Here is a 21,041-nt window from a genome sequence, read left to right on the forward strand (position 1 = left end):
AAGCTCAGAAGACGGCGAACCACATGGCGATGTAGTGGCAGATCGCCGCGACCGCCGTGCAAGCGTGGAAGAACTCGTGATGACCGAAGGTGGTGGGCCACGGGTTGGGCCACTTGAGCGCGTACAGCACGCCGCCGATGCTGTAGAGCGCGCCACCGACGATCAGCAGCACCACCGCGGCCACCCCGGCGCCGTGCATGATCGGACCGATGAACCAGGCCGCCACCCAGCCCAGCAGGATGTAGAGCGGCACACCGAGCCAGCGTGGTGCCGACGGCCAGAACATCTTGAGCAGCACACCCGCGATCGCCCCGCCCCAGACGATCCAGAACAGCACCATGCCTTTGGATTCGGGTAGGGCCAGTAGCGCGAACGGGGTGTAACTGCCGGCGATGAAGATGAAGATCATCGAGTGATCGAGGCGCTTCATCCATTTGCGGGCGTTGGCGGATTTCCAGTTCACCCGGTGATAGGTGCCGCTGACGGTGAACATCGCCACGATCGTGAAGGTGTAGAGCAGCGTCGCCAGCCCGGCCCGGGTCGACTCCACCGACCACGACACCGACACCAGGGCTGCCCCGGCGATGAATGCCACGACGGCCGAGTACACGTGGATCCAGCCTCGCGCCCGCGGCTTTCCGAGGAACTGGGCGACGCCGTCGGCGACGGCCTCGGGCAGGTCTTCGGCGGGCCGGCCAAGTGCGGCCGCCGAACGGTAGGGCTTGGTGCTACCGGTCGGCGCGGTCATGTCACCTCCATTGAGAACCACGGGGTACCCCGACGTTCACAGTAGTCTGGACTCTCGTGGACATCATTCCCCCGCGGCTCAAGGAACCGGCCTATCGGCTCTACGAGATGCGGTTGCGTCAGGAACTGGCGCAGTCCAGATCCGAACTGCCCCGGCACATCGCGGTGTTGTGTGACGGAAATCGCCGCTGGGCGCGTGACGCAGGTTACGACGACGTCAGCATCGGCTACCGGATGGGCGCGGCCAAGATCGCCGAGATGCTGCGATGGTGTCAGGCCGCAGGCATCGAGATGACCACGGTCTACCTGCTCTCCACCGAGAACCTGCAACGCGATCCCGAAGAACTGTCCGCGCTGATCGAAATCATCACCGACGTGGTCGAGGAGATCTGCGCCCCGTCGAACACGTGGAGCGTGCGCACCGTCGGTGACCTGGAGCTGTTGGGGGAGGAGCCGGCCCGGCGCCTGCGCGAGGCCGTAGAGCGCACAGCATCGACCCCGCCCGGGTCGTTTCATGTGAACGTCGCGGTGGCCTACGGCGGCCGTCAGGAGATCGTCGACGCGGTCCGGTCGCTGCTGTCCAAGGAACTGGCCAACGGTGCCACCGCCGAGCAACTCGTCGAAGCGGTCACCGTCGACGGGATCTCGGAGAACCTCTACACCTCAGGGCAACCCGACCCGGACCTCGTCATCCGCACCTCGGGCGAGCAGCGGCTGTCCGGATTCCTGTTATGGCAGAGCGCATATTCGGAGATGTGGTTCACCGAGGCGTACTGGCCCGCCTTCCGTCGCGTCGACTTCCTGCGCGCGCTGCGCGATTACACCGCCCGGCATCGTCGCTACGGCAAGTAGGGACATGCCAAACTTGAACCATGGCTGCGCTGTCGGCAGTGGTCTTCACACTCAGCTGGTGGCTGGGTCTCTACCTGCTTGCCCGCGACCCGCGTAAGCCCGTCCTCGTCCTCGCCGCGATCGGGCTGACCAGCTTCGCGGCCGTCGTCGCGCTCGACGCGGTCCGGCTGGTCTCCGGCTCCGAAGTGCTCAGCCGCATCGAGATCTACCTGGTGGCGCTGCCCGGCATCGCCTGGTTCGCGGTCATGGTCGAACTCGCCCGCCCGGCCGACACCTTCCGGTCCCGAGCCGGTGAGGTCACCGCGATCTTCGCCGTCGCGGTGGGGGCGTTCGCCGGCGCGGGGCTCGCGGGCAGCGTCGACGGACCGCTGCGGACCGGTCATTGGTTGATGTTCGCCGTGATCTCGCTGTCCTCGCTGGGCGCCATGATCAAGGCTGTGGTCGGCGGCGCGAAACCTGGTTCCGTCGTCGGATTCATCATCGTCGCGACCCTGTTCTTCGCACTCGGCAACGCGATCCTGGTCATCCCGCTCGGGCTGGTGCCGAGCTGGCTGGCTTTGGCGTCCACCGGATTCGACGTGGCGCTGCTCGGTGTGGCGGTGGCGATCTGGGACGCCTTCGACGAGGGACAGGCGTTGCGCGCCGACATGCGCCGCTCGATCATCGGGACACTGGTGATCGCGGTTCCGTTCGCGGCCCAGGCACTGATCGGCATGACCGTGCTCGACGCCGGCACCGGCCGCACCGTCATGACGATCCTGTTGTTCACCAGTTTGGCGGTCGCTGTCGCGGTGGAAGTGCTCGCCGATCCGCTGGCCGGGCTGTTGGACCGGTTGGCCTTCTCCCGATCACCGGGCCTGCGCGCCGACCGCGAGGCACTACGCCAGACCGAGGCCGCCCTGCCGCTGCGATCGGACCATCCGCTGAGCGGCATCGACGACGAAGCCTTCGCCCGGCTCACCCGGCGCGCGCTCGGCCACTACGGCGACCTGTCGAAACTGGTCGCCAGTCCGCTCACCGCGCTGCCCGCCATCGACACCCGATTGGCGCAGCGCGGGGTGCCGGACCAGCCGCTGGAACGCGCCAACGAACTCAAAGCCCTGCTGGCCGACCGGATCGCCGCGCTCAAACCGCGCGATGGCGGCGACTTCGGCACCACCGAGCAATGGCGCCACTACAACTCGCTGTATTTCCCCTACGTCGTCGGGGTCCGTGCCTACGCGCAGAACGCCACCGCGGCCGGCCTCGACCCGATCGCCCGGCAGGCCTGGCAGTGGTTCGTCACCGAGGTGCCGCAACGCTCGTTGCACAACTGGCAGAACGCCGCCGCGCGGGTGATCGCCGCGGATCTGCGCGGCTCCCTGGTCACTGCCAACGACTGACGCCTGCAGCTCGCTGACCTGGGCTTGGCAGCGCTTGGCAGTGTTTGGCGTCGATCTGGCAGCTCGTGATGAGCAGGGTCGGAGGTGTTCCACCGATCGACCCCCTCATCGCCGAGGAGCCCGACATGACCGCGACACTGCACCACCCATCCACCGACTCCACGACCCGGGCATCCGCCCACGGTTGCCTGCTCCGGTTCGCGCTGCGCGCCGATGCCACCGTCTGTGCCGGCGTCGGCTTGCTGGTGGCCATGACCGCCGACCAGCTGGCGCGTATCGCGGGGCTGTCGGCCACCACCGGCTGGATCGTCGGCGCTGTCCTGGTCGGCTACGGCGTCCTGCTGTACGCCCTGGCCGCAGTGCCGAGGGTGCGGCGCGTCGGCATCGCCGTCCTCGCCGGCAACGTGGTCTTCGCGATCGTCACGGTCGTCGTGATCACAGCCGGCTGGTCGGCGCTGACCTGGACCGGAAACGAGTTGGTACTCGGATTCGCCAGTGCCACCGCAGTACTGGCCTGGCTGCAATACCGCGGAGTGCGCCGTCTGGCGTGACTCCTTTCCGAGCCGGTGCGGGGTGCCGCCGGAAGAGGTTACGGCGCGTATCCCCGCACCGTGCTCCACCGCACGAAGTCGAAGTACGACAGGTAATCACCAACCGAGAGAAGGAGAATCATGACCGCCATCACCGCCACCGCGGGCACCAGGAAGTCGACCGATTCGCTGCTGCGCCTGGCCATGCGACTGGACGCCGTTCTCGTCGGCATCAGCGGCGTCGCGCTGCTGGCCGCCGCCGGGTGGTTCGCCGACCTGACCGGCCTACCGAAATCCGTCGAGTACGGCGTCGGCGTCTTCTCGGTCGTCTACGGCCTCGTGGTGTTCGCCCTGGCCGGGATCGAACGGGTACGCCCGGCGGGCATCGGCACCGTGATCGCCAATGCGGCCTGCACGGTGATCGCCCTGGTCGCCGTGTTCACCATGGCACTGACCACCGCGGGAGTGGTAGCCGTCATCGGCACCGGCATCTACACCCTGGCGATGGCCGAGCTGCAGTATGTGGGGGTTCGGCGGATTCCGGCCTGATCGTCAGGCCCCTCCGGCGCCCAGAGCCCACGGCTCTGGGCGCCTGGAGAGGCGATAATGGCCGGGTGGAATTGCAGTGGGCGCCAGAGCACACCGAGCGGCTGCGGACGGTACGGGTCGGTTGGGATGGAACGGAAGTGGGCGCTCCGTGTTTCCCACCGGACTGGGAGACCGAGCCAGGCGATCTCGACCTGCTGCGCATCGCCACCCGGTTCGGTGTCTGTGCGGCAGGCGAATACCGGTATCGGCGTCCACCTGCCGACCACGAATACTCGTTCTTCGTCCAAGACCTGCCTGAATCCAGCACGTTCGGTTTCAGCAGTCAGCACCGAACCCTGCTGGCTCAGATGAGTTGGGAACTGACCGATCCCTTCGATGACGAGGTGCCGGGCTGCGACCCCAAGCGGCCGTACGGCGACTTCACGTTCTACCAACTGGAGATGGCATTGCACCTGGGGCTGATCCCGCCGAAGAAGCCGGAGGGGGAGGACCCGATGACGCCGGAGCTGGTCACCGCGATGACAGACCTGCACCAGCGGATGCAGCCCGCACTCCAGGTGTTCCTGCACCACTTCGTGATTCCCGACGGGCAACGGTTCGTGGGCAATGAGTGGGGCGGTTGGGAACGCGCCTGAGCGGCGTGGCTGTCGAAATTCGGGTAGCGCACTACTCATGGCGGGACGACCGCACGCGCCCACACTGGGCTCAAACGGCGCTACCCGGGAGGTTCGCGATGCCAGAAGACTGTGACGTTTGCATTGTCGGTGCCGGCCTGTGCGGCATGAACGCGCTGTTCGTGGCCGCCACCTACCTCAGACCCGATCAGAAGATCATCTTGGTCGACCGTCGCGCTCGAGTCGGTGGTATGTGGGTCGACACATATCCGTATGTGCGGCTGCATCAGCCCCACCCCATGTTCACCGCAGGCAACATCAAGTGGACCCTCGGCCGTGAGCCCTCGTATCTGGCCACCAAATCCGAGGTGCTCGATCATTTCGGCTACTGCCTGCAGCAAATCAAGCAGCGGGTGCGGGTCGAGGAACGCTACGGCTGGGATTTCCGGTCCGCCGATGCCGACGGCGGTGCGGTACACGTCATCTGTCATGACGCGGATGGGCAACCGCACACCATCCGGGCCGGCAAATTGATCAAGGCATACGGGGTACGGGTGACGCCCAACGACGCGCTCGAGCTGTCCAGCGATCGGGTGCGGTCGGTGTCACCGGACTCGTGTGACGTCCGCTTCGGGGAGATCCGCGACAGCGACGCCCCGGTATGGGTAATCGGCAGCGGCAAGACCGCCATGGACACCGCGCACGCGCTGATCACGTCGCATCCGGGGCGCGAGGTGAACATGGTGGCCGGCTCGGGCACCTTCTTCACCAGCCGGGATCGGTTTTTCCCCGCCGGCGCCCGGCGCTGGGCGGGCGGTACCTCGCTGACCAAATTGTCCATCGAGATGACCCGGCTCTTCGACGGCACCAACGAGGATGAGGTTGCTCGGTGGTTTCGGTCGGCCTACGGCACCTGCCCCACGCAACAGGCCGAGCACTACGTCGCCGGCGTCCTGTCGGAAGCCGAGAACGCCGCCATCGTGGCGGGTCTGAACGATGTGGTGATGGACCACCTCGTCGACGTCGTCGACAGCAACGGCGCAGCCGATCTGGTGCTGCGCAGCGGTGCCAGGAAAGCCGTCACGCCGGGCAGCTGGATCGTGAACTGCACCGGGTACCTCACCAAAGGCGAGTATCCCTACGAGCCGTATGTTTCCGGCGACGGGTCCATTCTCTCGGTTCAAATGCGTTCGGCCACTTTGCATCTGACATCATTTGCAGCCTACTTCGCGGCGCACCTGTTGTTTTCGGGCAAACTGAACACGGTCCCACTCTATGAACTCGACCTGCAGGACCTGGCGCACAAGTCCAAGAAGGCGCTGGTGTACGCGATGTTCTCCCTGGCTCAGTACAACCTCAGCCTCATCTCGGATGCGATGCCGGTCAAGGTGTTCCGTGACTGTGGCCTGGACTTCAATCGCTGGTATCCCATGCCGCGCCAACTGGCGGCCACCGCCCGGTTCATGGCGACCCATCACCGCGACCGCGAACATCTGCGGCGCACCCTCGACACCGTGGGAGAGCGCTTCGACGTGCGCTGCGGCCCGCTGGTCACCGCGGCAGCGGGAGCGGGCTAGAGCTTGCGCAGACGCAGCCGGTTGATCGAATGGTCGGAATCCTTGCGGAGCACCAGAGTGGCGCGCGGCCGCGTCGGCAGAATGTTCTCGATCAGGTTGGGCCGGTTGATCGAATGCCAGATGTCGCGCGCGGCGAACACCGCTTGCTCATCGGTCAGCGTCGAGTAGTGGTGGAAGTGCGAGGCCGGATCGGCGAAGGCCGTCGAGCGCATCGTCAGGAAGCGCGAGATGTACCACTGCTCGATGTCCTCGATGCGCGCATCGACGTAGACCGAGAAGTCGAACAGGTCCGAGACCATCAGTGCCGGCCCGGTTTGCAGGACGTTGAGCCCTTCCAGGATCAGGATGTCGGGATGCCGCACCACCTGCTTCTCGCCCGGCACGATGTCGTAGAGCAGGTGTGAGTACACCGGCGCACAGACTTCGTCAGCACCGGATTTGACCGCGGTGACGAACCGCATCAGCGCCCGCCGGTCGTAGCTCTCCGGGAACCCCTTGCGGTGCATGAGGTTCCGGCGGTGCAGCTCCTTGTTGGGGTACAGAAAACCGTCCGTCGTGACGAGATCGACCCGGGGATGGTGACCCCAGCGGGCCAATAGCGCCTGCAGCACACGGGCGGTGGTGGACTTACCGACCGCCACGCTGCCCGCGACGCCGATGACGAACGGCACCGGCCGGTCCGGATTCTGCTGCGGCTCACCGAGGAACTCGGCCGTCGCGGCGAACAGCCGCTGCCGCGCGGCCACCTGAAGGTGGATCAACCGGGCCAGCGGCAGATAGACCTCTTCGACTTCGAGGATGTCGAGTTTTTCGCCCATACCCCGCAGGCGCAGCAGCTCGTCCTCGGTGAGTTTCAGCGGTGTCGACATGCGCAGTGCACGCCATTGACTTCGGTCGAACTCCACATAGGGGCTCGGCTCGCTCGGCCGCGGCATTCGGCCAGTCTTGCACTTACGGTTGTGGGCATGACTAACGGGATGGACATACGGGCGGGCTCAGGGGCTGGTTCGGACACCTTCGTCCGCGAGTATCTGCTACTCGGCCTGCGCTTCGACCGCGTCGAGGACGGCTACGTCGACTCCTTCACCGGCGACCCACAACTGCGTCGCACGGTCGACAACGAGCCCGCGCCGGACCCGGCCGAGCTGGCCCGGCAGGCTGACCGGTTGCTCACCCAGATTCCCGATGACCTCGACCGCGACCGCGCCGAATACATCGCCGCGCACCTGCGCGCGCTCAATTGCGCGGGCCGCAAGTTCGCCGGTGAGCAGGTCGGCTTCGTCGACGAGGTGCAGGCCTATTTCGACGTGCGGATCGGCAAGGGCGACCCCGAAAAATACCGTCAGGCACACGCCAAGCTCGACGAGGCGCTCGGCGGCACCGGCTCACTGGCCGAGCGAATCCAGGCACACCGCAGCGCGGACGAGATCCCGCCGGCCCGGCTTGAGGAGTGCATCCACGCGTTCTCGTCGGCACTGCGCGACAAGGTGCGCGCGGCCTATCCGCTGCCGGAGACCGAGACCATCACCTACGAGGTGGTCACCGACAAGCCGTGGTCCGGGTTCAACTACTACCTGGGTGACTACAAGTCCACCGTCGCGGTCAACGCCGACCTCAAGCAACAGATGGCCAATCTGCCCCGGCTGGTGGCCCACGAGTCCTACCCCGGCCATCACACCGAGCATTGCCGGAAGGAGGCCGGTCTGGTGGCCCGCGACGGCGAATTGGAGCAGACGATCTTCCTGGTCAACACCCCGCAGTGCCTGATGGCCGAGGGCCTGGCCGACCTGGCGCTCCACGCCATCATCGGGCCGGGTTGGGGCACCTGGGCCGCCGACATCTACGCCGATCTGGGGCTGCGGTTCGACGGGGAGCGGGCCGAAGCGATCTCCGAGGCGATGGCCGGGTTGGCCGACGTGCGTCAGGACGCGGCGCTGATGCTGCACGACGAGCATCGCGACGTCGACGAGGTCGTGGACTTCCTCAAACGCTGGTTGCTGGTCGCCGACGATCGGGCCCGCCAGACCCTGCGCTTTCTGTCCTCGCCGCTGTGGCGGGCCTACACCAGCACCTACGTCGAGGGATACCGGTTGCTGCGGGCCTGGTTGGACGAGCGGCCCGAGGGTGTGACGCTGACCCAGCGGTTCGGCCGGCTGCTCGATGAGCCGCTGATCCCGTCGACGTTGCGCTGAAGCGTTCGCCAGCAAATCACTTGCCCCGGCTTTGGCGGTGCTTCCCCGGCGGGTAACGCACTTGCCACGCGGCGTTCACTTCTGCTTTACCTGCCACTATGACCTCGGTCTCAAGCGCTTGAGGCAATTAGCTACCAGTCAGTAACATTATTGCGTAAGCCTCGGTGTCCGTACCGGGTCGAGCAAAGGAAATGACCATGGCGGTATCAAGGGAAAGTCTGAACAAGGTCAAGCGCATGGCTGCCGCTTTCGCGGCTGCGGGCGCCATGGCGGTCGTCGGGGTCCTCGGCTCTGCCGTGGCTAACGCTGAGCCCGTCAGCAAAGTCGGGAGTGATCCGGTGGCACCGGCCAGTCCCGGGGGCAGCAAGGCCGGCGCCAACACGGCCGGTGCCAATACCGCCGGTGGCAACAAGGCCGGCGGCAGCAAGGCGCCGTTCTCCAAGGTCGGTAGCGATCCGATCTCGTCCGCCGTCTCGGGCATCGTCGATGCTGCCACCTCCGCTGGCTCTGGTGTCGAGATCCCGCCGCTGGTCAGCCCGTGGCCCGGCGGCGCGTGGGCCGGCCACGACTGGAGCAAGGGATACCCCGGCGGCGGATTCGCCAACGGCAAGGGCGGCGGTGCCGCCATCCACGGCAAGGCCGGCGGCGCGTGGGCGCACCGCGACTGATCTGAGCGCACGAGAAAACGGGCGGACCCGATGGTCCGCCCGTTTTTGTTTGCTGCGGGCGCTGGAATTCATCGCGGCTACCAGTTGGGCGCATGTCTGGCTCGCCAACTAATTCGCGAAAATAGCAGTTGATAGTGCAACTACTGACCTTGATCGGCGCTGCGGATCCAAGGGCTGCCCGGCTCGGCATGCTTGATCAGCGCCTTTGCTGGAGCGTAAAGTGTTGGCTGAACATCACGGTGGTGGAATCGGATGCCCAGCAAGGAGCCGACATGGCTACAACAGGGACGAAATCGAACCGAACCAAGTTGATGGCCGGCGTTGTCATTGCGGCGGGCTCGCTCGGGCTGGCCGCACTCGTCGGCCCCGCGGGGGTGGCCACTGCCGATCCCGTCGTCATTTTGAACGGCGAAGAGGTCGATCCGCCGAGTCTGGTCAGCCCGTGGCCCGGTGGTGACTGGGCGGGCTGGGACTGGAGCAAGGGCTGGCCCGGCGGTGCCTGGGCCGGTCACGATTGGAGCAAGGGGTGGCCCGGCGGCGGCTATGCCAACGGCAAGGGCGGCGGCGCTTGGAGCCACCCGGACGACTGATTCGGCGCTGATTGCCTCGACACGGCGGGCTTAGGCTCGCAGGGTGTCTGAGCTTCGGCAAGCCATCCCGGACCTGGCCACCCCAATCAACATTGGGTTGCTGCTGTGGATGGCGATCGGGCGGGGGCTATTCGTGCCGCTCGGCTGGATGACGGTGTTCGTTGTGCTCGTCTCGCCCCTGCTCGTCATCTGCCTGGTGATCACGACCAGACAGATGCACCGGCTGCCTGATCGGGAGCTCACCTCCGGAGCGGCCCGGGCGCACGTCGTGCTGTGGTCGGCGATGTTCCTGTTCGGGCTGACCTGCGTTGACGGCGGCGACTCCGGTCCCACCTATTCGGTGCTGATGAAGGTGCTCGGCCGGGCGCCCGGTGCCGAAACGGCCAACAGTGTGCTGTGGACTTGCTCGATCATCGCCGGACCGGTCGCATGGTTCGTGCTGCAGTCACGGCTGTCCCGCAGCCTGGCCACCACGCCGCCACCGCACGCGCCGGGCTATCCAGGGCCGGGTCCGGTCATTGACCAGAACAGGCCCGACTAGGCTAAAAGCCATGGCAGCAGACTCGTCATCCACTTTGCCCGCGGCTTCCGGCGCTGATTACGCCGAGACCTCAAGCGCCGCCTATCAGGCCGCATTGCAGGTCATCGAATCCGTCGAGCCCCGGGTCGCGGCAGCCACCCGCAAAGAGCTTGCCGATCAACGTGATTCACTCAAGCTGATCGCCAGCGAGAATTACGCCTCGCCCGCCGTGCTGCTCACCATGGGCACCTGGTTCTCCGACAAGTACGCCGAGGGCACCGTCGGGCACCGCTTCTACGCGGGCTGCCAGAACGTCGACACCGTCGAGGCCCTGGCTGCCGAGCATGCGCGCGAACTGTTCGGCGCGCCCTACGCCTACGTGCAGCCGCACTCGGGTATCGACGCCAATCTCGTTGCCTTCTGGGCCATCCTGGCCACCAAGGTGGAGGCGCCCGAGCTGGCCAACTTCGGCGCCAAGCACGTCAACGACCTATCCGAGGCCGATTGGGAGACCCTACGCAACAAGCTCGGCAACCAGCGACTGCTCGGTATGTCCCTGGACGCCGGCGGTCACCTGACCCACGGCTTCCGGCCCAACATCTCCGGCAAGATGTTCCACCAGCGCAGCTACGGCACCAATCCCGAGACGGGCTTTTTGGACTACGACGCCGTCGCCGCGGCGGCCCGCGAATTCAAGCCGCTGATCCTCGTCGCCGGCTACTCCGCGTACCCGCGCCGGGTCAACTTCGCCAAGATGCGCGAGATCGCCGACGAGGTCGGCGCCACCCTGATGGTCGACATGGCGCACTTCGCCGGCCTGGTCGCGGGCAAGGTGTTCACCGGCGACGAAGACCCGGTGCCGCACGCGCACGTCACCACGACCACCACGCACAAGTCGCTGCGCGGCCCGCGCGGCGGCATGGTGCTGGCCACCGAGGAATTCGCCCCGGCCGTCGACAAGGGCTGCCCGATGGTGCTCGGCGGGCCCTTGAGCCACGTGATGGCGGCCAAGGCCGTCGCGCTGGCCGAGGCCCGTCAGCCCGCGTTCCAGACCTACGCCCAGCAGGTCGCCGACAACGCGCAGGCCCTGGCCGACGGCTTCGTCAAGCGGGACGCCGGCCTGGTCACCGGCGGCACCGACAACCACATCGTGCTGCTCGACGTGCGCTCGTTCGGCCTGACCGGCCGCCAGGCCGAGTCGGCCCTGCTCGACGCCGGCGTCGTGACCAACCGGAACGCGATCCCGGCCGACCCCAACGGGGCCTGGTACACCAGCGGGATCCGGCTGGGCACTCCGGCGCTGACCAGCCGCGGATTCGGCGCCGACGACTTCGACCGGGTCGCCGAGCTGATCGTCGACGTGCTCTCCAACACGCAGCCGGAGGGAACATCCAAGGCCAAGTACAAGCTGGCCGACGGCACCGCCGAGCGCGTGCACGCAGCCTCGGCCGAGCTGCTCGAGGCCAACCCGCTGTACCCGGGCCTCACCCTCTGAAAATGTGGGCCGCAACACATGGCGGTCCGACTTTCAGAAACATGTAAACCCGGGTTACAGTTACCGCATGGCACAGAAACCTGTCGCTAACGCGCTGACCCTTGAGCTCGAGCCCGTAGTCGAGGCCGAGCTGCGTCGACACCTGGACACCGAGGTCCTCTGGTACGCGCACGATTACGTGCCGTTCGACCAGGGCGAGAACTTCGCCTTCCTCGGTGGCCGGGACTGGGATCCCTCGCAGGTGACCCTGCCCAAGACGGTCACCGACGCCTTGGAGATCCTGCTGATCACCAAGGACAACCTGTCCGGCTACCACCGCGAGCTCGTCGAGCACTTCATCCTCGAGGACAAGTGGGGCCGCTTCCTGGGCCGCTGGACCGCCGAGGAGCACCTGCACGCCGTGGCGCTGCGCAACTACCTCGTCGTCACCCGCGAGATCGACCCGACGGCCAACGAGGACGTCCGCGTCGAGCACGTGATGAAGGGCTACCGCGCCGACAGCTACAGCCAGATCGAGACGCTGGTGTTCATGGCGTTCTTCGAGCGCGCGCACGCGGTCTACACCCGTAACCTGCGGGCACAGATCACCGAGCCGGTGCTGGGCTCGATGATGGACCGCATCGTCCTCGACGAGGAGCGTCACGAGCTGTTCTTCGCCAACCTGGTGTCGCACCTGCTGAACACCCACCGCGACGAGACCGTGGCGGCCATCGCGGCCCGGGCCCGCGAACTTGACGTGATCGGCGCTGACATCGACGCCTACCAGGACAAGGTCGCCGTGGTGGCCGAGGCCGGCATCTTCGACAGGGCGGCATTGGCGCAGGTCATCTCCGACCGGATCGCCGCCTGGGGACTCGCCGACGAGCCTGCGCTCCAGGAGTTCATCAACACGTAACGCGCCGGGCGTCATACGCGCGGCGCGCCGGACAGCAACCCCGCCACCGCGGGAGTAGCGTCGAATCCGATGGCTAGCGACATGCTCTGCTGTCCGGACGGTACCGATCGGTTGAATCTCGAGAGGACCGGCTCCGGTCCTGGTGCCGCAGTGTCCACCGAGAAACTCGTGTGGGGCCGCGCGGGTTCTAGGAGCGCCACGTGACTGATACTCCTGTCCGTACCTATGTGCTCGACACATCCGTGTTGCTGTCCGATCCATGGGCATGCACCCGGTTCGCCGAGCATGAAGTGGTGGTCCCGCTGGTCGTGATCAGCGAGCTGGAAGCCAAACGGCACCACCACGAGCTGGGCTGGTTCGCCCGGCAGGCGCTACGGATGTTCGACGATCTGCGCCTCGAACACGGTCGGCTCGATCAGCCGATTCCTGTTGGCGCAGAGGGCGGTACGTTGCAGGTCGAGTTGAATCACATCGACCAGTCGGTACTACCCACCGGATTCCGGACCGAGACCAACGACACCCGGATCCTCGCGTGTGCGGCCAATCTGGCGGCCGAGGGCAAGCACGTGACGCTGGTGAGCAAGGACATCCCGCTGCGCGTCAAAGCCGGCGCGGTGGGCCTGGCCGCCGACGAGTACCACGCGCAGGATGTCGTCGTGTCCGGCTGGACCGGCATGACGGAGTTCGACGTGGCGACAGAAGACATCGACACCCTGTTCGCCGACGGTGAGATCGATCTGGCCGAGGCTCGGGATCTGCCCTGCCACACCGGGATCCGGTTGCTCGGAGGGAGTTCGTCAGCGCTCGGTCGGGTCAACGCCGAGAAGCGGGTGCAGTTGGTCCGTGGTGATCGCGAAGTGTTCGGCCTCCGGGGAAGGTCAGCCGAACAGCGCGTCGCCCTCGACCTGCTGCTCGACGAATCCGTCGGCATCGTCTCGCTCGGCGGCAAGGCCGGCACCGGCAAATCCGCGCTGGCGCTGTGCGCCGGTCTGGAAGCGGTGCTGGAACGCCGGACTCAGCGCAAGGTCGTGGTGTTCCGTCCGCTCTATGCGGTCGGGGGACAGGATCTCGGCTACCTGCCGGGCAGCGAGAGCGAGAAGATGGGCCCGTGGGCGCAGGCCGTCTTCGACACCCTCGAAGGGTTGGCCAGCCCGGCGGTGCTCGAAGAGGTGCTCTCTCGCGGCATGCTGGAAGTGCTTCCGCTGACCCATATTCGGGGCCGGTCGCTGCACGACTCGTTCGTCATCGTCGACGAGGCGCAATCGCTGGAGCGCAATGTGCTGCTGACCGTGCTGTCGCGGCTGGGTGCGGGCTCGCGGGTGGTGCTCACCCACGACGTGGCCCAGCGCGACAACCTGCGGGTGGGCCGCCATGACGGCGTCGCGGCGGTGATCGAGAAGCTCAAGGGTCACCCGCTGTTCGCCCACATCACGCTGCAGCGCAGCGAGCGGTCGCCGATCGCGGCGCTGGTCACCGAGATGCTGGAGGAGTTCAGTCCCGGCGCCCTGCCCTGATTCAGGGTGATTTGGGTGCGTTCAGTAACGTCAGGCGTTACCGAACGCACCCAAATCACAGGGCCGGTAGGCTGCCGGGGTGGCGAGGCTCCCCAACAATCAGGCGTGGCAGTGGACGGTAGTCGGCGTGACGGCGGCGGTCGTGGTCGTCGTAGTCGGGGCGTTCACCGGACACATCTACCGCGACGGCCCCGATGAGGTGGACTGTTCGAAGGAGAAGTGCATCGCGCTGACCTTCGACGACGGCCCCGGGCCGTACACCGATCGGCTGCTCAAGATCCTGCAGGACAACGACGCCAAGGCCACGTTCTTCGAGATCGGCAACAAGGTCGCCGCCAACCCAGAGGGCGCCAAGCGGGTGGTCGAGGCCGGGATGGAACTGGGCAGCCATACCTGGGAACACCCCAACATGACCACCATCCCGCCGGAGGAGATCCCGGCGCAGTTCAGCAAGGCCAGTGACGCCATCGAGGCGGCGACGGGCCAGCGCCCGAAGCTGGTGCGCACGGCCGGTGGGCTGATCAACGACCAGGTGCTGGCCGAGGCCCGCAAACAGGGGCTGGCCGACATCAACTGGGACGTCATCCCGTTCGACTGGGCCAACGACGCCAACACCGCGGCGACCCGCTACATGCTGATGACGCAGATCAAGCCGAACTCGGTGGTGTTGTTCCACGACACCTATTCGTCCACCGTGGACCTGGTGTACCAATTCATTCCGGTGCTCAAGGCCAACGGGTACCACCTGGTGACCGTCAGCCACATGCTCGGCGAGCGCGAGCCGGGCACCAGTTACGGCAGCCGGGAGAATGGGCCGCCCGTGCCGCCGGCCGAGGCGCTCAAGGACATTGCACCGGAACAGATCCCCTCGCTGCCCGCCACACCGTCGCCCGCGCCGATGCCGAACTTCCCGATCACCGACATCCCCGGCGCGAATTCGGGGGGTCCCAACAACGGGGCATGAGACGAACATCGCATCGGGTTGAGGACCAAAGACCCTAACCGGCGGGCCCGGGCAAGACCAGGCTTGAAGCATGCCCGACACGATGTTCGATACCGCGACCCTCACCCGTGCGGTGCAGTTGGCATCGCGTGCGCCCTCTCTGCACAACACCCAGCCGTGGCGGCTGGTGGTTGAACACGATGGTGTGCATCTGCACCTGGACCCCAACCGGGTGGTGACGACGACCGACCGGTCCGCGCGCGAGGCGGTCATCAGCTGCGGTGTGCTGCTGGACCACCTGCGGGTCGCCATGGCTGCGGCGGGCTGGGCCACCACCGTCGACCGTTTCCCCAATCCCAACGACTTGAATCATCTGGCGACGCTTCAGTTCTCGCCGATGTCCTTCGTCACCGAGGCCCACCGCCGCCGCGCGGACGCCATCCTGGCCCGGCGCACCGACCGTCTGCCGATGGCCCGGTATGCGGATTGGGATGCGTTCGAGGTACTGCTGCGGGCGAGGTTGGCCGAGGGCCCGGTCCATCTGGATGTGCTGGCCGAGGACCAGCGCTGCAGAGTGGCCGAAGCCGCCGAGCTCACCGAGTCGCTGCGCCTCTACGATTCCGGTTACCACGCCGAACTTGCGTGGTGGACAACACCGTTCGCGACCGAAGACGGTGTCCCGCAGAGCTCTCTGGTGTCGGCTGCCGAAAGTGAGCGCGTCGCGGTGGCGCGCACCTTCCCGGTCACCTCGCACAGTGACCGGCGTCCGACCGTCGGTGACGACTCGGCGACGCTGGTGGTGTTGTCCACCGACGGATACAGCCGTGCGGACGCACTCGACGCCGGCGAGGCCCTGTCGGCGCTGCTGCTGGAGTGCACTCTCGCGGGCCTGAGCACCTGTCCGGTGAGCCACGTGACCGAGCTGCATGCCAGCCGCGACATCATCGGCGCCCTGATCGGTCGCGACGCCTGCCCGCAACTGCTGGTCCGCATCGGTATCGCACCGACCATCACCGATGCGCCACCACCCACGCCGCGCCGCGATGTCGACGCCTTCTTGACCTTCGAATCCTGATCGTCGAATAGGAGATGAGCATGACCGACACCCTGATGGCCCCCGTCGCGGCCACCGCACCCGCTGGCGCCGGTGCGGCCGTCGTTGTCGAAGCCGACGGCCGCACCGCCAGCAACGATGCGCTGCACACCGCGATCGACGAGGCCGTGCGGCGAGGCGCACCGCTGCGGGTGCTGACCACCTGGGGTTCGCGGCACCGGGCAATGTACGACGCGAGTGCGGTCGCCGAGCGCGACCGGTTGTCCCAGGCGCAACTCGAGCGCCGCCTGGCCCGCGCGCTGAAACGTTCCCCGGATCTGGACGTGCAGTGCATCGACGGCTACGACAGTGCCGCGGAATACCTGGCGGCACATCCGGATTCGGCACAGGTGGTGGTCCTGGGGGCCGACAATCCGGAATCGGCCGGGTTGCAGACGGTGCTGGCGGGCTCGGGGTGCGCAGTGCTCACTTGCGATCGGCGCCATCGGTTGTGAGACTCGGGGGATGATCAGAGTTTTTCTGGTCGACGACCATGAAGTGGTTAGGCGCGGGCTGATCGACTTGCTCAGCGCCGACCCCGAGCTGGACGTCATCGGCGAGGCTGACTCGGTGGCGCAGGCGCTGGCCCGGGTTCCCGCCCTGGCGCCCGACGTCGCGGTGCTCGACGTCCGACTGCCCGACGGCAACGGTATCGAGCTGTGCCGAGAACTGTTGTCGCGCATGCCCGATCTGCGCTGCCTGATGCTGACCTCGTTCACCTCCGACGAAGCCATGCTGGACGCCATTTTGGCCGGCGCCAGCGGCTACGTGGTCAAGGACATCAAGGGCATGGAACTGGCCCAGGCGATCAAGGATGTCGGGGCCGGGAAGTCGCTGCTGGACAATCGTGCCGCCACCGCGCTGATGGCCAAACTGCGCGGCGATGCCGAGCGTGCGGATCCACTGGCCGGGTTGACCCAGCAGGAGCGGGTACTGCTGGACCTACTGGGGGAAGGGCTGACCAACCGGCAGATCGCGGCCCGGATGTTCCTCGCCGAGAAGACCGTCAAGAACTACGTGTCGCGGTTGCTGGCCAAGCTGGGCATGGAGCGCCGCACGCAGGCCGCGGTATTCGCCTCCACGCTGGACCGTCGTAATCATGAATGATGCCAGGGTATTTGGTCCCTGACAGGCAGGGCTTTCGCCCATGGCGCCACGATGCGCGTGGCAATAGCGTCATCGGCATGGGAATCGGATTGTCAACGCGAAGTGAGCCGGTCGAGATTCTTTCGGAGCAGGAAAGCTGGGAACTGCTGGGTGGCGCGTCGCTCGGCCGGCTCGTGACCGCGGTGGACGACGAGGCGCACATCTTCCCGGTCAATTTCGCGGTGCAGAACCGCACCATCCTGTTCCGGACAGCGGCGGGGACGAAACTGATCAGCGCGGCCATCAACAACCAGGTGCTGTTCGAGGCCGACGATCACAGCCCGGCGGAGGGCTGGAGCGTGATCGTGCGAGGCATCGCCCGCACCCTGCGCACCGACGAAGACATGGAACAAGCGGAACAGGCGCAGTTGCTGCCATGGACCGCCACGTCGAAGACGCACTATGTCCGGGTGTCACCCGTCCGGGTCACGGGACGCAGATTTCGGTTCGGTCCTGAGCCGGATGCGAGTTGACGACGAGCTTGGTGTGCTGCAGCCGGTAGTGCCAGCATGGTGGACATGAATCGGCACGGGGCGCGGCCGAACGACGAACAGCGGACTCCGCAGTTGCGCGACACTCTGTCGCAATTGCGACTGCGTGAACTGCTCACCGAGGTCCAGGACCGGGTCGAGGAGATCATCACCGGTCGCGACCGGATTGACGGCCTGGTCGAGGCCATGCTTGCGGTGACCTCGGGCCTGGACCTCGAGGTAACCCTGAGCACCATCGTGCGTACCGCGATCGAGCTGGTCGACGCCGGCTACGGTGCGTTGGGTGTTCGCGGCGACGATCACGAGCTGACCGAGTTCGTCTACCAGGGCATCGACGACGAAACCCGGGCTCTCATCGGGCATTTGCCCGAGGGGCGCGGTGTGCTCGGCGTGCTGATCGACGATCCGAAACCGATCCGGCTCGACGACATCCACCAGCACCCGGCGTCGGTCGGGTTCCCGCCGAACCACCCGCCGATGCGGACTTTTCTCGGTGTCCCGGTGCGGATTCGCGACGAGGTGTTCGGCAACCTCTACCTCACCGACAAGATGAACGGACAGCCGTTCAGCGAGGATGACGAGGTACTGGTGGAGGCGCTGGCAGCGGCCGCCGGTGTGGCCGTGGAGAACGCCCGGCTCTACCAGCTGTCCCGCGACCGTCAGGCCTGGATCGCGGCCACCCGCGATATCGGCACCGAATTACTGGGCGGCACCGATCCGGCCACGGTGTTCCGGATGGTCGCCGATGAAGTCCTCACACTGACCGGTGCCGACCGCATCGTGGTCGCGGTGCCGGACAGCGACGTGCCCGTCGGCGAGGCCGAAGCTCTGGTAGTGGCTGCCACCGCGGGCAGCCCGACCCGGATCGACTCGATTCCACTGGGACGAGGTACCACGGAGGACGCGGTGGGGGCGGCGTTCCGCGACGGCACGCCGCACCGGCTGGACCGCCTCGAGCTGGACGGTTCGGGTGGTCCGGCGCTGGTGTTGCCGCTGCGTGCCGTCGACACCGTCGCCGGGGTACTGGTGGCCGTCCGCGCCGACGGCGCGCGCAATTTCACCGCCGAACAGCTCGACATGGCTGCGGCGTTCGCCGACCAGGCCGCGGTGGCCTGGCAGTTGGCCAGCTCCCAGCGCACTGTGCGGGAACTGGAGATCCTGGCCGATCGCGATCGCATCGCCCGGGATCTGCACGATCACGTGATCCAGCGGCTGTTCGCGCTGGGCCTGTCGCTGCAGGGCACGATCCCGCGCACGCAGTCCCCGGAGATCCGGCAACGGCTCACCAGCACGGTCGATGACCTGCAGGCGGTGATCCAGGAGATCCGCACGGCCATCTTCGATCTGCACGGCGGGCAGGCGGGTACGACGCGGCTACGGCAGCGGCTCGATGAGGTGATCGCCCAGTTCGCCGACGCGCCACTCCACATCAGCACCCGGTTCGTCGGTCCCTTGTCGGTGGTCGACGTGCCCCTGGCCGACCATGCCGAGGCGGTGTTGCGGGAGGCGATCAGCAACGCGGTACGGCATTCGGGTGCAACCGAACTCAGCGTTGTCGTCGACGTCGCCGACGACTTGTCCATCGAGGTGTCCGACAACGGCTGCGGGATCGCCGCCGAGGTGACCGAGAGCGGCTTGGGCAACCTACGGGCCCGCGCGGTGGATGCCGGGGGCCGGTTCACCATCACGGACCGCCCTGGTGGCGGCACCGTGTTGCGTTGGGCCGCACCACTTCCCGACTAGCGCCCTCCTGCCGAGCAGACGCAAATGTCCCCGACACGCCGGGCGTGCGGGGACATTTACGTCTGCTCGCGGGGGGATTATTCCCCGTCTTTGACCTTCGCCATGGCGAGCACATCGAGGCGCTTGTCCAGTTCGGCCTCGCTCAGCTTGTCGCCGATCAGGCCGCGGTCGATCACGGTCTGACGGATGGTCTTCTTCTCCTTCAACGCCTGCTTGGCGACCTTGGCGGCCTCCTCGTACCCGATCGCCGAGTTCAGCGGCGTCACGATCGACGGCGAGGACTCGGCCAGGGTGCGCAGGTGCTCCTCGTTGGCCACCAAGCCGTCGATGCACTTCTCGGCGAACAACCGGGAGACGTTGGACAATAGGGTGAACGATTCCAGCACGTTGCGCGCCATCATCGGGATGTACACGTTGAGCTCGAACGCACCGGACAGGCCACCGACGGTGACGGCGGCGTCGTTGCCGATGACCTGCGCGGCCACCTGGGTAACCGCCTCGGGCAGAACGGGATTGACCTTGCCCGGCATGATCGAGCTGCCCGGCTGCAGATCCGGCAGCTGGATCTCGCCCAGGCCGGTCAGCGGGCCCGAGCCCATCCAGCGCACGTCGTTGGCGATCTTGGTCAGCGACGCCGCGATGGTCTTGAGCGCACCGGACGCCTCGACCAGCCCGTCGCGGGCCGCCTGAGCCTCGAACGAATCTGCGGCAGTGCGCAATTCGGCCAGGCCGGTCTGGTTCACCAGCACCTCGACCACCTTGGCGCCGAAGCCGTCGGGCGCGTTGAGCCCGGTGCCCACCGCGGTCCCGCCGATGGCCAGCTCACCGAGGCGGGGGAGGGTGGCCTTGACCCGTTCGATGCCGGCCTCGATCTGACGGGCGTAACCGCCGAACTCCTGGCCCAGCGTCACCGGCACCGCGTCCATCAGGTGGGTGCGGCCGGACTTCACCACGGTCTTCCACTGCTTGGCCTTGGCGGCCAGCGACTCGTGCAGCACCTCGAGCGCCGGGATCAGGTGGCGCACAGCGGCTTCGGTGGCCGCGATGTGGGTCGCGGTCGGGAACGTGTCGTTGGAGCTCTGCGACATGTTCACGTCGTCGTTCGGGTGCACGGTCACACCGTTGCGAGCGGCGATCGAGGCGATCACCTCGTTGGCGTTCATGTTGGAGCTGGTGCCCGAACCGGTCTGGAACACGTCGATCGGGAACTGGTCGTCGTGCAGGCCGTCGGCGATCTCGCCGGCCGCCGCGATGATGGCATCGGCCTTCTCGGCGGCCAGCAGGCCCAGGTCCTTGTTGACCTGGGCACAGGCCGCCTTCAGCAGGCCCAGCGCCCGGATCTGGGTGCGTTCCAGGCCGCGGAAGGAGATCGGGAAGTTCTCCACGGCCCGCTGGGTCTGTGCCCGCCACAAGGCGTTGACCGGCACCCGGACCTCGCCCATGGTGTCGTGCTCGATGCGGTATTCGACAGCGTTGTCGGTGCTCATGCGTGCCTTTCTC

The 21,041-nt window shown here is 66.8% G+C and carries 22 protein-coding genes; 19 read left to right on the plus strand and 3 right to left on the minus strand.

Annotated features, from left to right (window positions below):
- Positions 1–4: 4 nt before the first annotated feature.
- On the minus strand, positions 5–748 hold the full coding sequence (gene trhA, locus K6L26_RS08875; RefSeq protein ID WP_064894175.1) for a PAQR family membrane homeostasis protein TrhA: 744 nt from the start codon (positions 746–748) through the stop codon (positions 5–7).
- 56 nt (positions 749–804) lie between these two features.
- On the opposite strand from trhA, the gene K6L26_RS08880 reads away from it, so the two are divergent.
- The 6 genes from K6L26_RS08880 to K6L26_RS08905 all read left to right on the plus strand — a co-directional run bounded on the left by K6L26_RS08880 (position 805) and on the right by K6L26_RS08905 (position 6,251).
- Entirely contained in the window at positions 805–1,599 is a 795-nt protein-coding gene (locus tag K6L26_RS08880; RefSeq protein WP_019344884.1) for a (2Z,6E)-farnesyl diphosphate synthase, read from the plus strand.
- Between the two features lie 20 nt (positions 1,600–1,619).
- Positions 1,620–2,981, plus strand: a complete 1,362-nt coding sequence (locus K6L26_RS08885) for a hypothetical protein (RefSeq protein WP_221852970.1) — start codon at positions 1,620–1,622, stop codon at positions 2,979–2,981.
- A 125-nt stretch (positions 2,982–3,106) separates the two neighbouring features.
- Positions 3,107–3,532, plus strand: a complete 426-nt coding sequence (locus K6L26_RS08890; protein ID WP_221853358.1) for a hypothetical protein — start codon at positions 3,107–3,109, stop codon at positions 3,530–3,532.
- 120 nt (positions 3,533–3,652) lie between these two features.
- Positions 3,653–4,060 (plus strand): hypothetical protein, encoded by a 408-nt coding sequence (locus K6L26_RS08895; protein ID WP_019344888.1) that lies wholly within the window; start codon positions 3,653–3,655, stop codon positions 4,058–4,060.
- A gap of 65 nt (positions 4,061–4,125) precedes the next feature.
- Positions 4,126–4,695 carry a hypothetical protein gene (locus K6L26_RS08900; RefSeq protein WP_221852971.1) on the plus strand — a complete coding sequence of 190 codons (570 nt, stop codon included), beginning with the start codon at positions 4,126–4,128 and terminating at the stop codon, positions 4,693–4,695.
- Positions 4,696–4,793: 98 nt separating this feature from the next.
- Complete coding sequence (locus K6L26_RS08905) at positions 4,794–6,251, plus strand: FAD-dependent oxidoreductase (RefSeq protein WP_221852972.1); 1,458 nt, start codon at positions 4,794–4,796, stop codon at positions 6,249–6,251.
- On the opposite strand, the gene coaA is transcribed toward K6L26_RS08905, so the two are convergent.
- Complete coding sequence (gene coaA / locus K6L26_RS08910; protein ID WP_036394600.1) at positions 6,248–7,186, minus strand: type I pantothenate kinase; 939 nt, start codon at positions 7,184–7,186, stop codon at positions 6,248–6,250. The two genes, K6L26_RS08905 and coaA, sit on opposite strands and share 4 nt — an antisense overlap.
- A 30-nt stretch (positions 7,187–7,216) precedes the next feature.
- Between coaA and K6L26_RS08915 the strand changes: the two genes are divergently transcribed.
- From K6L26_RS08915 to K6L26_RS08975, 13 genes are all read left to right on the plus strand, one after another.
- A complete protein-coding gene (locus K6L26_RS08915) occupies positions 7,217–8,443 on the plus strand; it encodes a hypothetical protein (protein WP_064894171.1) in 1,227 nt (408 codons plus the stop codon).
- Between the two features lie 236 nt (positions 8,444–8,679).
- Positions 8,680–9,111 (plus strand): hypothetical protein, encoded by a 432-nt coding sequence (locus K6L26_RS08920; protein ID WP_019344893.1) that lies wholly within the window; start codon positions 8,680–8,682, stop codon positions 9,109–9,111.
- Between the two features lie 272 nt (positions 9,112–9,383).
- A complete protein-coding gene (locus K6L26_RS08925) occupies positions 9,384–9,701 on the plus strand; it encodes a hypothetical protein (protein WP_221852973.1) in 318 nt (105 codons plus the stop codon).
- Between the two features lie 43 nt (positions 9,702–9,744).
- A complete protein-coding gene (locus K6L26_RS08930; RefSeq protein WP_019344895.1) occupies positions 9,745–10,242 on the plus strand; it encodes a hypothetical protein in 498 nt (165 codons plus the stop codon).
- Between the two features lie 10 nt (positions 10,243–10,252).
- The gene (locus tag K6L26_RS08935) at positions 10,253–11,716 is read left to right on the plus strand and encodes a glycine hydroxymethyltransferase (RefSeq protein WP_019344896.1); all 1,464 of its coding nucleotides are present in this window, start codon (positions 10,253–10,255) and stop codon (positions 11,714–11,716) included.
- Between the two features lie 67 nt (positions 11,717–11,783).
- Positions 11,784–12,611 carry an acyl-ACP desaturase gene (locus K6L26_RS08940; protein ID WP_221852974.1) on the plus strand — a complete coding sequence of 276 codons (828 nt, stop codon included), beginning with the start codon at positions 11,784–11,786 and terminating at the stop codon, positions 12,609–12,611.
- Between the two features lie 200 nt (positions 12,612–12,811).
- Positions 12,812–14,125, plus strand: a complete 1,314-nt coding sequence (locus K6L26_RS08945; RefSeq protein WP_036394612.1) for an RNA 5'-3' helicase PhoH2 — start codon at positions 12,812–12,814, stop codon at positions 14,123–14,125.
- Between the two features lie 79 nt (positions 14,126–14,204).
- Positions 14,205–15,089 carry a polysaccharide deacetylase family protein gene (locus K6L26_RS08950; RefSeq protein WP_221852975.1) on the plus strand — a complete coding sequence of 295 codons (885 nt, stop codon included), beginning with the start codon at positions 14,205–14,207 and terminating at the stop codon, positions 15,087–15,089.
- 70 nt (positions 15,090–15,159) lie between these two features.
- Positions 15,160–16,143, plus strand: coding sequence for an Acg family FMN-binding oxidoreductase (locus K6L26_RS08955; RefSeq protein WP_085141817.1), 984 nt, complete (start codon positions 15,160–15,162; stop codon positions 16,141–16,143).
- A 20-nt stretch (positions 16,144–16,163) separates the two neighbouring features.
- Entirely contained in the window at positions 16,164–16,616 is a 453-nt protein-coding gene (locus K6L26_RS08960; RefSeq protein WP_019346841.1) for a universal stress protein, read from the plus strand.
- Positions 16,617–16,626: 10 nt separating this feature from the next.
- A complete protein-coding gene (gene dosR / locus K6L26_RS08965) occupies positions 16,627–17,268 on the plus strand; it encodes a hypoxia response regulator transcription factor DosR/DevR (RefSeq protein ID WP_019346840.1) in 642 nt (213 codons plus the stop codon).
- A 77-nt stretch (positions 17,269–17,345) separates the two neighbouring features.
- On the plus strand, positions 17,346–17,780 hold the full coding sequence (locus K6L26_RS08970) for a pyridoxamine 5'-phosphate oxidase family protein (RefSeq protein WP_221852976.1): 435 nt from the start codon (positions 17,346–17,348) through the stop codon (positions 17,778–17,780).
- Between the two features lie 36 nt (positions 17,781–17,816).
- Positions 17,817–19,541 carry a sensor histidine kinase gene (locus tag K6L26_RS08975; RefSeq protein WP_275083411.1) on the plus strand — a complete coding sequence of 575 codons (1,725 nt, stop codon included), beginning with the start codon at positions 17,817–17,819 and terminating at the stop codon, positions 19,539–19,541.
- A 77-nt stretch (positions 19,542–19,618) separates the two neighbouring features.
- On the opposite strand, the gene K6L26_RS08980 is transcribed toward K6L26_RS08975, so the two are convergent.
- Complete coding sequence (locus tag K6L26_RS08980) at positions 19,619–21,028, minus strand: class II fumarate hydratase (RefSeq protein ID WP_064899182.1); 1,410 nt, start codon at positions 21,026–21,028, stop codon at positions 19,619–19,621.
- Positions 21,029–21,041 lie beyond the last annotated feature (13 nt).

This window comes from Mycobacterium farcinogenes (assembly GCF_019739075.1).
Classification (GTDB): domain Bacteria; phylum Actinomycetota; class Actinomycetes; order Mycobacteriales; family Mycobacteriaceae; genus Mycobacterium; species Mycobacterium senegalense.